This window comes from Lamprobacter sp., assembly GCF_034860625.1.
Lineage (GTDB): Bacteria > Pseudomonadota > Gammaproteobacteria > Chromatiales > Chromatiaceae > Lamprobacter.
Genome location: NZ_JAYESN010000115.1, coordinates 1 through 11,959 on the forward strand (window position 1 = coordinate 1; position 11,959 = coordinate 11,959).

Annotated in this window: 11 protein-coding genes and 1 pseudogene; 2 read left to right on the forward strand and 10 right to left on the reverse strand. The window is 60.8% G+C overall.

The window, feature by feature from the left end; translation table 11 throughout:
* The 4 genes from VBE63_RS20365 to VBE63_RS20380 form a co-directional block, all read right to left on the reverse strand.
* Positions 1-1,323, reverse strand: a 1,323-nt coding sequence (locus VBE63_RS20365) for a site-specific DNA-methyltransferase (RefSeq protein WP_323684854.1), incomplete at its 3' end; no start/stop codon positions are given.
* Positions 1,324-1,333: 10 nt separating this feature from the next.
* A complete protein-coding gene (locus VBE63_RS20370) occupies positions 1,334-2,092 on the reverse strand; it encodes a DUF4391 domain-containing protein (protein ID WP_323684855.1) in 759 nt (252 codons plus the stop codon).
* A gap of 14 nt (positions 2,093-2,106) precedes the next feature.
* Positions 2,107-5,784, reverse strand: a complete 3,678-nt coding sequence (locus VBE63_RS20375) for a helicase-related protein (RefSeq protein WP_323684856.1) — start codon at positions 5,782-5,784, stop codon at positions 2,107-2,109.
* Positions 5,785-5,835: 51 nt separating this feature from the next.
* A complete protein-coding gene (locus tag VBE63_RS20380; RefSeq protein WP_323684857.1) occupies positions 5,836-6,015 on the reverse strand; it encodes a hypothetical protein in 180 nt (59 codons plus the stop codon).
* Between the two features lie 153 nt (positions 6,016-6,168).
* Between VBE63_RS20380 and VBE63_RS20385 the strand changes: the two genes are divergently transcribed.
* Together VBE63_RS20385 and VBE63_RS20390 are read left to right on the forward strand one after the other, a co-directional pair.
* Positions 6,169-6,609, forward strand: a complete 441-nt coding sequence (locus tag VBE63_RS20385; RefSeq protein WP_323684858.1) for a hypothetical protein — start codon at positions 6,169-6,171, stop codon at positions 6,607-6,609.
* Between the two features lie 31 nt (positions 6,610-6,640).
* The gene (locus tag VBE63_RS20390) at positions 6,641-7,963 is read left to right on the forward strand and encodes a hypothetical protein (protein WP_323684859.1); all 1,323 of its coding nucleotides are present in this window, start codon (positions 6,641-6,643) and stop codon (positions 7,961-7,963) included.
* A 13-nt stretch (positions 7,964-7,976) separates the two neighbouring features.
* On the opposite strand, the gene VBE63_RS20395 is transcribed toward VBE63_RS20390, so the two are convergent.
* The 6 genes and pseudogenes from VBE63_RS20395 to VBE63_RS20420 form a co-directional block, all read right to left on the reverse strand.
* Positions 7,977-8,924 (reverse strand): metallophosphoesterase, encoded by a 948-nt coding sequence (locus VBE63_RS20395; protein WP_323684860.1) that lies wholly within the window; start codon positions 8,922-8,924, stop codon positions 7,977-7,979.
* Between the two features lie 49 nt (positions 8,925-8,973).
* On the reverse strand, positions 8,974-9,417 hold the full coding sequence (locus VBE63_RS20400; RefSeq protein ID WP_323684861.1) for a hypothetical protein: 444 nt from the start codon (positions 9,415-9,417) through the stop codon (positions 8,974-8,976).
* An 80-nt stretch (positions 9,418-9,497) separates the two neighbouring features.
* Complete coding sequence (locus VBE63_RS20405; protein ID WP_323684862.1) at positions 9,498-9,791, reverse strand: hypothetical protein; 294 nt, start codon at positions 9,789-9,791, stop codon at positions 9,498-9,500.
* A gap of 1,028 nt (positions 9,792-10,819) precedes the next feature.
* Positions 10,820-11,326: a type II toxin-antitoxin system YhaV family toxin gene (locus VBE63_RS20410; RefSeq protein ID WP_323684863.1), complete on the reverse strand. Its 507-nt coding sequence runs from the start codon at positions 11,324-11,326 to the stop codon at positions 10,820-10,822.
* On the reverse strand, positions 11,323-11,652 hold the full coding sequence (locus tag VBE63_RS20415) for a type II toxin-antitoxin system PrlF family antitoxin (RefSeq protein WP_323684864.1): 330 nt from the start codon (positions 11,650-11,652) through the stop codon (positions 11,323-11,325). Before VBE63_RS20415 ends, VBE63_RS20410 begins: the two co-directional genes overlap by 4 nt.
* A gap of 120 nt (positions 11,653-11,772) precedes the next feature.
* Positions 11,773-11,959 (reverse strand): annotated as a pseudogene (locus tag VBE63_RS20420) (hypothetical protein); the annotation flags it as partial.

An 11,959-nucleotide genomic window follows, 5' to 3' on the forward strand; every position in this document is an offset into this window, starting at 1 on the left:
CGTCGAGTGTTGGCGCACGATCCTCGGGGTGAATGCGCTGGCCTTAACCACCGCGTCTGCTGTAGATGCAGAGCCTGCAAAGAAGTCAAGAATAATTCCTTCTCTTTCAGACATCGCGATCTGTAACATTCTGTTGATCAGACGTATTGGTTTTGGCGTGTCAAATATCGGTCGCCCGTCAAAAAGCTCCATAATCCTGCGTTTAGATTCCTGCGTGTCTCCAACGTCTTCGCGAAGCCATAGTGTATCTGGGACAATTCCACCCTTGACTTCAGCGAGAAAAGCCTTTAATCGGGGCTTGGGTTTATCGTCTGACTCCCCCCACCATACACGACCCTCTTCCACATTCCGCTGGTGGCGTTCTTTGTCACAACCCCAGACTCGGCTTTTCTCTGGCCAAACCTCAAGACCCGTCTTTGGATGAATAATCGGATAGTACAGATTCGGGCGCTCTGTGCTCGTCTTGTTGCATGTATAAACCACAGACTGCCATGGGCCTAACGGATGGTTATCTGGATTCTTGTAGTTCTTTAGCTGAGCATCAGTACGCGGCAATTCATTTGGCTGCCAATTTTCGACGCTACGAGCATATAGCAAGATGTGATCATGTGAGACACTAAATCCCTTCGAGTCGTTTTGTTTTGCGTATTTTTTCTGCCAAATGATATTCCCGATAAAGTTTTCATCACCAAACACTTCGTCGCAAATCTTCTTTAAATTACTGCACTCACCGTCATCGATTGAGATGAAGATCACGCCATCGTCCCTAAGCAGATTTCTAGCTAGCCTCAGGCGCGGATACATCATATTCAGCCAGTTGGTGTGATACCGACCTGACGTCTCCGCATTTGCCGACACCTTGAATCCCTCATCATCGACCTGCCCGGTGTAGCGGAGGTAGGTGTCGAGATTGTCCTGCCACTTGTCCGGGTAGATGAACTCCTTGCCCGTGTTGTAGGGCGGATCGATGTAGATCATCTTCACCTTGCGGTGATAGCTCTTCTGCAGGAGCTTCAACACCTCCAGGTTGTCGCCTTCGATGAAGAGGTTCTTGGTGGTCTCCCAGTTGACCGACTCCTCGGGGCAGGGTCGCAGCGTGCCGGTCGAGGGTGTCTGCGCAATCTGTTTGGCTCGGCGCTTACCGTGCCAGGTGAAGGAGTAGCGTTCTTCACGCTCGTCGACGGCCTCACCCAAGGCTTGCTTGAGGGCGTCGAAGTCGATGCGCCCCTCGGCGAAGACCTCAGGAAAAATGTCACGCAGCCGCTCGATGTTGTCCGCGACCAAGTCAGGGGATGCACCGTCTTCGCGGGTCAGCTTCTTCATGTCTAAGTCCTTAGAGATCGGTCTTGGCTCGGGCCAACTGGCCTTCGAGCACTTTGATGCGGGTGTTCAGCTCCACCTTCTCGGCGAACTGGTCTTCTTTGCTGAGGGCCACCCGTAGGCGGCGGATGTCGCGCTCCAGCGCGTGGCAGTGTTCCAGCCGTTGCTGACGCGCTTGCTCAGTCTGCGCCGTGTCGATCACGAAAGAGCCGGTCAGTTCAGCGCAGCGGCGGGCGAGCACGGTATCGACCATGTCGCGATAGAGGGCGTAGAAGTCGAGCCGTGACAAGCTCGGCAAGGCCAGTGCCTGGCAAAACGCCTGATCGATGGCGGACAGCGGCGGATCGATCCAAGGGGTGCACTGAACGCCGTCGGCGACGATGGCGCCCTGCTCCGCACGGCTGAAGCGCTTGTGGGCGACGCTCACACAGAAACCCGCTCCTTCCGCCAGGATCAGCAGTACCGGATAAGGGATTGCGCGCTGGATCAGCTCGGCGATGCGCGCGGTGCGTGCGCGCTGATGGAGGTCGACCTCGATGAGGGCGACTTCCAGGTACTCCCGATCGGCGTCCTCGTAAGGCAGCACCTGTACCGTGTCGGCTTTCAGGCTGTGTGTCCAGGTGAGTTTGACGACGTCGTTCGATAGCGTCTTCTTGTCGGCGCTCGTCAGTGAGCCATGCTCCAACAGCAGCTTCTTGGCGATGCGCTTGTTGAGCTGGCTGGCTTCAGGCAGCCCGAGCTGGGCGTAGAAGGCGTCCTTGTTATCGTCCATACGCTGGGCGATGGTTAGTGGGTTCGGGTGGCTGGAGAGGCGCCTTCCGACGCCAGCACCACAAGAAACGCGACGACCTCGAAGTCATCCAGCCCACGCTGACTGTCTCTGACCATCGAGGTGCCGCCGCGATGGAACAGGCTCTCGATACCCCGCTCTTCAGCCTTTCCGGAGATTGCGGCCACCGCGGACTCTAACAGCAACCGGTAGCGGGTCATCTCGGCGCCGTGCCGCGTGTGCTCAGCGAAGGCTTGGTGCGCCTTGAGGTCGGGCTGTGTGCTGCCAAGAGAGAGTTTCTTGAGCAGGTCCAGGATGCGTCGGGTTTGGGTGAAGTTGAGGATCACCTCGCCGTCGTCGGCGACGAAGATCAGGAAGTGGGGGCTCAGGGCGTAGCTGGGATCGACGCTTACCTTGGCGTGCTCGCTACGCAGACAAAACAACGCGCCGGGCTTGAGATCGGTCTCTTCCAGCAAGGCATCATTGATGGCAACGGAGAAGGCCCCGGGCGGCAAACTGGCCCAGTCCTGCTCTGGGTGTTTCAGCGCTTGACCGAGGTCCATCTTGAAGTCATTTAGGGTCAGATCGGTGATCGAGATGCCGCCGCCGAGATCCTCAATGTCGACCACCTGTTCCTGCAGGGCCTCGAACTGATGCTTGCGGTAGGCCAGGTCGTTCATCTGGTCCTGCGCGACCTCCTCGATGACGTTCTCCTCGCCGGTCGCCGAGATGTCGAGCAAGACCATCCGACCCGATACCCGGGCCTCGAGGTTGATGTACTCGTCCAGCTCCATGTTCGGCCAAAAGTTGACGAGCTGGATGCTGGCGTTGCGTGATCCGAGCCGATCAATGCGCCCGAAGCGCTGGATGATCCGCACCGGATTCCAGTGGATGTCGTAATTGACCAGATAGTCGCAGTCCTGCAGGTTCTGGCCTTCGGAGATGCAGTCGGTCGCGATCAGGAGGTCAATCTCCGTGGTCAGGCTCGCGTCGATCTGCGCGCGTTCCTTTGAGATCGGCGAGAAGGCCGTCAGCACCGAGCCGAGATCCGTGCGCAGCCCCTTGAGGGTGCTCGCGTTGCTCCCCGAGCGCCCGGTCACGATGGCGCTATGCAGGCCGTGCGTTTGCAGCGCCCAGTCGGCGATCTGTTGGTAGAGATAGTCGGCGGTGTCCGCGAAGGCGGTGAAGATGAGCACCTTGCGGTTGCCCGTGTTGATCGGCTGGGTGACCTTGTCGCTGATGAGCGCTTTCAGACGACGGAGCTTTTCGTCGCGTTGGACGTCGACCTGGCGGGCCTCATGCAGCAGTCCGGTCAGAATTGCTTGGTCTTCCTGCAGGTCTTGTTTCCAGCGGATCAAATCCACGTCCTGCAGCAACACCTTGACCTTGGTGCCGACCAGGTACGGGTCGACCTCATCGCTGTCGAGATCGATGTCCTCGATGCGCAGCTCCTCGATCGGGGAGGCGTCGTGGCACTCGATCCGCTCGATCAGCTGATCGACCTTGCCAAGCAGCTTCTCCAGGGTCTGGGCGAACGAATGGATGGAGCTTTCCATCCGCTTGAGCAGATTCACCCGCATCAGGTGAATCAGGCTCTCTTCTCGGTCCAGCTGGCGGAATGAGCGCCCGCCGGCGATCTCCATGTCATAGCGCCGGCTGTAGTCTTCGACCTTCTCAGGCAGCACGTAGCGCATCGGCGCGTAGGCGCTGAGCGTCAGCCGGCGGATGTCGCGGTTGACCGAGCGCAGCGGTGGAAACCGGTCTGCGGTGTCGATGTCGGCGCGGACATTGATCGGTTTGTTGCGGTGCGGAAAATCACCGATCTCAGCGAGGTCGTAATACTTCTCGATGTGCTTGCGCGAGCGCGCGATGGTGAGCAGATCGAGAAGCTTGAAGTAGTCGAAGTTCAGCGATTCTAGCAACGACGCCGTGGTTCGATCGTCGGTGTCCAGTTTGAGCCACTGATTGAAGCGCGCCTGCGCCTTGCGCAGGGTCTGCTCGATGCTGAGGATGCCCGCATCATCGAGGGCATCGTCGCGGCCCTCGGTGATGAAAGCGACCTGGTTCTTCAGGTCGTTCATCCGATTGTTGACCGGCGTTGCCGAGAGCAAGAGCACACGCGTCTTCACCCCGGACTGGATGATCTCGCGCATCAGCCGCTTGTAGCGGGTCAGGCCGTCTTTCTTCGGTGGGTTGTTGCGGAAGTTGTGCGACTCATCGATGACCACCAGGTCGTAGTTGCCCCAGTTGATGGTCTCCAGATTGAGCTCGCCGGACTGGCCCTGCTGCCGGGTCAGGTCGGTATGGTTGAGCACGTCGTAGTTGAAGCGGTCGGCAGCAAAGAGATTGCGCTTGTCGTTGACGGTGTAGAGGGTCCAATTCTCCCGCAGCTTTTTCGGACACAACACCAGCACGCGATCGTTGCGCAGCTCGTAGTATTTGATTACTGCAAGGGCCTCGAAGGTCTTGCCGAGGCCAACACTGTCGGCCAGGATGCAGCCGTTGTAGCGTTCGATCTTGTCAATCGCGCCAAGCACGCCGTCGCGCTGGAACCGATAGAGCTTCTGCCAGACCTGCGTGTCGCGGATGCCGGTCTTTGACTTGACGATCTGCTCTTCTTCGAGCTGCTCAAGGCTGTCCTCGAACAAGGCATGCAGCATGGCGAAGTAGATCGTCTGGGTGGACTTGGGCGCGACGATCCGCTGCAGCTCGGCCAACAGTTGGGGCTTCGCGTCTCTGGTCAGGTGACGGTCGTTCCACAGGCCATCGAACACGGCAAGCCGACCACTGACCTCAGCGTCGCCTTGAAGTTGGGTGTTCATCTCGAACCGCTTGGACGGGACCAGTCCGAGCCCCGGAGCGGTGAAGGTAGAGCTGCCTTGAATGGCGCTGCGCTGGGTGTTGCTGGCGGTCAGATAGAGGCTATGCGGGACTGCTGCCTGAACACTTCTCACATCAACAGCTTGATCGATCCACGCTGCACAGCGGCGGGCGCTCTGTGCGGCCTTGAGCCGATTGCGGTAGCTGCGCTCTTCAACGCCGCCAAGCAGCTGACTCGCCGTCGGCGGGCTCGGGTCTCCCGCTGGACCAGGCGTTAGTAGCAGGCGGATCTGCTTGGGCGTTTCGAGTTGCTTGCGCAGCTCATCGAAGGCGAAGACCGAGAACTCACTGGTGAGCATGGCGACGTCGACCGCGCCGTCCAGCGCTCGCCGAAGCGCATCGACGACGCGGCCATGGGCCTTGTTGTCGAGCAATGCGGCGCTCGGTTGTGGGTGGTTTTCCGCTTGGGGTGAGGGTGGTGCTGTCGTCTCCACCCTGTCTGCGGTCTGCAGATGGCTATGGAGGCGCTTTCCAGGCTTAGGCAGTGCCTCATCGGCCAGCTGCGCGCAGGGAATCCATTCAACGGTGGGCGCGGTATCAGGCGACCGGGCGATACGAGCCTTGTAGACCTGCCCACGCTCGGCCTGCGTGAACGCGCTGTAGAGATCAAGGTCGCCAGCGCGCATCTGCGCGAGCCGGCGAGGAGACAAGGCCGCCAGTAGCCAAGTCTGATGATCCGGCGTTTGGTCCGAGCGCAGAACCAAATACAGCAGTTCCGTGAGATCCCGAGCGATGAACAAGATAGGCTCGTCATCATGCTCGCAGACCTCGACCAGCGTCAGGTCACCAATCTGCGGGAAGGAAAAGTCAGCCATCGAGATCGTCCTTGTCTTAATCGATTTTCCTCATTTTGAGGACCATGAGAGTCATTCCGGGCGCGCTTGCAGACCTTCACTGGAAGGCGCGTTGGAAGACGGAACATGGATATCGTGGCGCTGACAGTATTCCAGGACCATCACGTCAATCATGTTGGCGAGCGAGCGTCGCTCCAGCTGGGCCGCAGTGCGAAGCGCCTCCTTCACATCAGGGTCGATGCGAAAGGTCAAAGTCGCGGTCTTGGCGCTTGGCATGGTGTCCTACCCCATCGGTTGCGATGCACTGCACCTGTGCTGTCGAGTACAGTATTGCAGGTCAGGACGAGAGAGCAAGCTCAGCGCTTGTGACAAGATAAGGCGCATCCAACAATCGAGGACGCTCAGTTGCACCTACTCGACACCGCCCTGAAGATCGCCACCGAAGCCCATGCTGGCCAAACCGACAAAGCTAGCCGACCGTACATCCTGCATCCGCTGCGGGTCATGGCCGCGATGGACACCGACGACGAGCGCGCTGTCGCGGTGCTCCATGATGTGATCGAAGACACCGACTACGACGTTCCTGCTCTGGTTGCAGCAGGCATTCCTGAACAGATTGCTGAGGCGGTCGCTTGTCTGAGTAAGCGTGACGGCGAGGACTACCCGGCCTTCATCGCGCGGGTGCTCGAGAACCCGCTCGCAGCAAGGGTTAAGCGCGCGGATGTGGCGGACAACATCGATGTGCTGCGCCTGCAGAGTCTGAGCGACAAGGATTTGGCGCGCGTTGCCAAGTACCACCGTGCCTGGCATCAGCTCAATACGGCGTTGGATTCGCTACCCGGCTGAGGTCAGCGTTGGCCTGAGCCTATGCGGACGGATGGAACCGATCGACTTTCTTGCCCTCGTTCCCCTACCCGCTTATCAGAGGCTTGCGCTGGGTGCCACAGCTACCCGCGCGCTCGAGCGCTTCGGTGATCTTGCGATGGGCGTCGAGTTGCTTGCACTCCAGCCCAGGCGCGCGCGACTCGATGTCATCGATGAGTGCTTGGACCTAGTGCTGATCGACGCGGAGGCGCCCACCGGCTTTCGCTTCACCGGCTGCTCGCTCGCCGCCTTCTGGGCCGCACTCGGCCCAGCGCAGACCGACTGGCGCGCTGCACTGCTCTGCGCGCCGATGGAGGCGCTGCGCGAAGCAGCCCGGCGCCGAGTCGAGGTTGCGCGGCGCGGCGTGCACTTCAAGCAATGGCGGCTTTGGCTGCCGCGGGCTTATGAGGACGAGCCCAGGGCCGTCCTGCCGCAGCCGCTCGAGACCTTGATGCGCAGCGCCGATCTGAATTGGCAGCCGCCACAACGCTCGGTGTTCTGTGTCGAGCAGTGCGAGCAGTTTCGGCTGCCCGAGTTGCACCTGCCGCGCCGGGGCAAGCGCTTTCCGCAACCTGACACGCGGGTGGTCCAGCAGATGCTGGATTGGAGCATGCAGCGGCTGCTGCCGTGCAGCGATGGACCGCATACCAACCATGAGGAGTTGGCATTCTGTCTGCCGAGCCTGGAGCAGAGCTATTTCAGCGACCATTTCGATGTGCGCAACCTGTTTGCCCATCTGCGCCTGAGTCGGCTGATCGATGATCAGGACCGCTGGATCATCCTGATCGACGAGGTACAGAGCGATTGGCGGCGCGATCTGCGCCGGCAGCGCCTCGGGCGGCCGTTGCCAGAGCGGCGCCTCGCGCGCGGTGGGGCGCTGCGAACCACACCGCAGCCGGTGCCGGAGTGCCCGCTGGGCGGGGATTGGTTGGAGGTGGTCGTCGAGGCCTTGGTCGCCTATGCCGTCGCGGAAAGCGCCGAGTTGATCGCCTGGGTGCCGGGTGCGCTGCAGGTGGAGCTGGCCGAGGGTCTGCCGCTGTCGGTGGCGCAGCGTCTTTATGATCGGGATTTGCCGGCGGCCCTGCGCTCCGTCATCGCGCGGGATCAGCTGGAAGGTCGTGAGCCGCTGCCGAGCAGCTTCGACTACCAAACCTATGCGCGCAACCTGCGCTTCGAGTACCGCCGACACGAGGGCTGGCGACTTGTGGATGCGAGCACTGGTCTGTCGCGGGGGCCATTTGCCGATCTGGAACAGGCGACCGACTGCTTTCAATGTCTGGCTCAGCCGGTTGTGGAACGGCTGCCAGCGCTCTCCTTGAAGGTAGCTGCTGACTGAGGGAGGTCTAGGCTCACTCCGACCCGACCCAGCAGAAATGCTCGGTCCGCAGTTGCGTCTCGCCCTGCCAGCGATAGGCGCAGAGGATGCCCGGCTCAGCGCCGCTGTAGTCCAGACAGGCGACCTTGGGGGTGAGTGGCGCGGGCTTGCCATCCATCCAGTAGTGGCCAATGAACAGCGGTCTCGCATCGCGGTAGCCGGGACAGGCGCTCGCCGGCACCGGGATCGCGGATGGCAGTTGCTCGCGTTGTGCGGTATCCAGGAGTGCTGCATCGCGAAGGTCGGTGACGGTGTCGTCCCACCAGCGCACGCGCACGTCGGTGCGCCAGTGGCCAGTCTTGTCTTGGTAGCGGTGCCCCTCGGGCAAGGGGTGCTCAGGCCCCTTGATCAGGGTCTCAAGCGCGGCGTAGGCGGGATGGCCGCGACGGCTGGCGGCGATGAAGCCGTCGTCGATCAATTGGTTGGCGTTGTTGAGGAAGGGGCGGATCGCAGCGAGCTGTTGCTCGTCCCAACAGGCGTGGATGACACGCAGGCCAGGCAGCTCGAGATAGAGCGGTAGGCTGCGGAACCAGTCGATGATGTCGGCGTGAATCTCCGGCTGATGCTCGACCTCGTTGAGAAAGTCCTGATGCTGGCGGCGGTTCTTCTCGCTGCGCGGGCGCAGATGGGTGCCGGGTGCATCCGGATCTTCGGTGGCAAAGGCGATGGCGTTGAATTCGTGGTTGCCGAGCACGGCCTGGGCGCTGCCGGCCTCGACCATGGCGCGGGCGATGGCAACGGTCTCACGCTGCTGCGGGCCGCGGTCGATAAAGTCGCCGACGAAGAGGGCTTGGCGCTGGGGGTGGCGATAGGCGCCGTCGGTCTCACGGTAGCCGAGCTGCTCGAGTAGTGTGCGCAGGCGCTGGGCCTGGCCGTGGAGATCGCCAATCAGGTCGTAGGCGTCGGGGCTGTAGGCGTCCATGAGGTGGGCTTGCGTTGATGGGTTGATGGCTGGGGGTCGTGCTGGATGATCAGGCAGTCGCGATCTCGGGGCGTGATGCCTGCTCCTGAGTTTCGGCCTCTGCCCCGGGCGACTCGCAGCGGTTGCAGAGGACGGCGAGCGTGTTTTCGTCGTTCGTTTTCACGCTGAGGCTGCCATCGGGCTCCTCGACGTAGCATTCATCGCTGAGGTTGTAGGCGACATGCACGCGCAGGCGATCGACGAGCGTACCGCAGCGCGAGCAGGGCACGGCCAAGCCGGCCGGCGAATAGGGGCGGGTCAGGCTGAGCGCGGCGATCCAGTCAGCCTCGACCGAGGACCAGCAGGGATGACTGCAGTAGCGGCCGATCTCCTCTGCGCTGTCTTCGACGACGTTGATGCACTCGACCAGTCGGAAGGCCAGTTGTACCCAGGCAGATCCTTGGCTGGCACGACGCTGATCCACTGCAGAGACCGCGCCAATGAATGCCCGCAAGGGGTGCTCGGGCCGCCGCAGTGGTCGCAGGTCATAGACGCAAGGTCTTCGTGTGTCAGCGACATGAGGTTAAGTCGACCTTACTCAGGCAGCGCGTCTTTGTCGCCAGCGCAGATCACCTTGCAGCGCTGTTTCGCGTAGCTCCAAGCCGAGAAGCCGCCACCCTCAATCCAGGGATCGTCGCCAAACATCTTGTAGGTCTCATAGAGGGCTTCCGCCGTCATGCCCTCTTGGTAGCTGGACTCGAGAAACTCATCGACGATGCGCTTGCAGGCCTTGATGGCGGACCCACGGTCGCTGAAGTCGCCGTGTTTGTAGTCGCCATCGTCGTCGCCGTAGTGGTCGTTCTCTGAGACGCGCACGGTAACGGCCATCGCTTGTACTCCCTGAGACTCGACCAAGACGTGCAGAGGATAAGCCGTTCGCATCGATCGGTGCCAGTGGGAATCACGCAGGTTGGCGACCTAGCCAAGTTCGGCAGCATCCGCCATACTTGAGAGAGAACTTCGTCGGAGGCCTACTCGCAAGACTGGCGTCAGGACCCCGAATTGAGGGTCACGCTTCGTTCGTAACATCGCTCACGGGAAACGTGGTTCCGCCCACGACGACGCAGTTCAACGCAGCCACCGTCTTGACGGTGATGTCCGCCCGCTACCAAGTGCTGCCTGGTGACACCGAGGGGAGCAATCCCGCCCTGTAGGGGGCCTGAAACATCGGAGAATGCGGCAGAGGGCTCGCTCTTTTAGGGCGGGCCTTCACTTTTTCTGGCGTTGCGATGTTCGCAATAGCGCCCGCTTCTCGATTTGCCCCAGAACGAATGAAGCCCCAGCGATAACGGCATGGGCTTACTCCGCGACTTATCAGCGTTGGAGGGAAACTCAACCCAGGACGCCTAAGCGCCCCTTGGTGTCCACTCATCGGTTCGCGGCTGGGATGAGAAGGAGTACGGGCTGCAAATCTGGTGCCCACAAGTCAGAAACTGCTACCATCCAAGTTGCGCCCTGTCCGCCCATCAGAGTCGCAAGACTTCCGGCAACACAAGGACTGAGAAGTCCCGCTGTGATTGAAGGCCCAGCCTTCTGAAGCCGGCGAAGCCCCCGGTGCTAACGTGCCGACGGGTTCAGTGATGGTAAGAGCCCTGCTGAAAGGCAGGGCTTTTTCGTTTCTGCTAGACCGACAGCCGGCCATGACCACTACCTCGTTGAGAAAGGGAGCTGCTCGTCCAGACGAAGAGGGATGTTGTTGGTCCCCGAGCGCGGAGATGCGCAGCTTGCCATCTTCGGCCCCGTGGAAAGGATCGAGAAACATGGCTTAAAGCCCCGAGAGAGGAGGCCAAACGAGCTGCCACAGGGGCAGGGAAAGGATATCGATCGCGCGAGGGATCAGGTTAGCACTGATCGAACTAAGGCACCCCACGATCGATGAACCGCTGCAAGCGCTGATCTTCAACCCGAGCCTCATCGAGCAACTGGCTCCAGTCATCGGGTGGATGGCCGCTTTCTAGCATCTTGCGGAATACTCGATAGGCATCGTTACTGCTCTGGTAAGCGCGTTTCGTCTTCTCATCGTTAACCCACGCGAAGACGATGATCTTGGCTTGCGCGTGGTAGCGGAAAAAGAGGCGGTACTGCTGGAAGAACTTGGCCCGGAACCAATGCTTGTGCGCTTCGCCAAGCGTGCCACCTTGGCGATACTCAGGCCGGGTTGGATCTTGCGGGACCACCTCGAAGGCCAGCTTGGTGATCGCCGCCAGGCGCTTGCTGGCATTTTTCTTGTGATACCCAGAAGGGTCCTTCTGCTTCAGGGCGTCAACCTGCTGCGCCAAGGCTTCAAGTTGAGCCAGGAAGAGCGGATGCGCAAAGAGCGTCCAGCCGTTGATGACCACACTTGCGGACTGGGCCGAACTCATTCGTCCTCATCCGGCAGGGCCTCATTGAGATCGATGTCGACATCACCAACCAGCCCCTGAAGTCGTTCGACGAGCCCGGCATCCACCGCCTGCAGGTGTTCAGGATGGTGGGCGAGATCGCGCTCCAGGAAACCAAGGAACGCAGCGAGCACAGGATCATCGCCCTCATCGGGCTCAGCGCGGGTCAGAACGACCTCGCCGTTGGCGCGGATGCGATAGTGGATCTTGTCACGCTTGCTGAGCTGAAGCGCGCGGCGCACGGTTTCCGGCACCGTGGTTTGGTAGCGGGCGGTCAGTGTGGATTCCGCTTCAAGGGTAGTGGACATGGCGCTCTCTGACTGAAGCCGTTGATGCGATGCATGGTAATGCATTCGCATTGTCGACTCAATGGAAGGCTTGCACGACCCGTTGGATGATGATCGACAACGGCGTTCTGATGACCGAGTTCAGGCCGCCCGCCGCTCTCTGCGCAAGCGAGCAAGTGTGCTCTGGAAGCTGGAGAGCGTCAGGCTGAAGCCTTGGCTGTGCAATGTCTCAAGCACGGCGTTGTGGCTGGCTCCGGCGGCCAGCGCATGCTCGATATCATCAAGGACTTCGCGCAGTCGGGCGGTGTCTGAGCGTGGCAGGCCACGG

What these genes read in the sequence shown, in the direction of transcription:
- VBE63_RS20415 (WP_323684864.1), bottom strand. Translation starts at nt 11,652, where the DNA reads ATGTCCACTACCCTTGAAGCGGAATCCACACTGACCGCCCGCTACCAA.
- VBE63_RS20395 (WP_323684860.1), bottom strand. Translation starts at nt 8,924, where the DNA reads ATGGACGCCTACAGCCCCGACGCCTACGACCTGATTGGCGATCTCCAC.
- VBE63_RS20375 (WP_323684856.1), bottom strand. Translation starts at nt 5,784, where the DNA reads ATGGCTGACTTTTCCTTCCCGCAGATTGGTGACCTGACGCTGGTCGAG.
- VBE63_RS20410 (WP_323684863.1), bottom strand. Translation starts at nt 11,326, where the DNA reads ATGAGTTCGGCCCAGTCCGCAAGTGTGGTCATCAACGGCTGGACGCTC.
- VBE63_RS20370 (WP_323684855.1), bottom strand. Translation starts at nt 2,092, where the DNA reads ATGGACGATAACAAGGACGCCTTCTACGCCCAGCTCGGGCTGCCTGAA.
- VBE63_RS20405 (WP_323684862.1), bottom strand. Translation starts at nt 9,791, where the DNA reads ATGGCCGTTACCGTGCGCGTCTCAGAGAACGACCACTACGGCGACGAC.
- VBE63_RS20390 (WP_323684859.1), top strand. Translation starts at nt 6,641, where the DNA reads ATGGAACCGATCGACTTTCTTGCCCTCGTTCCCCTACCCGCTTATCAG.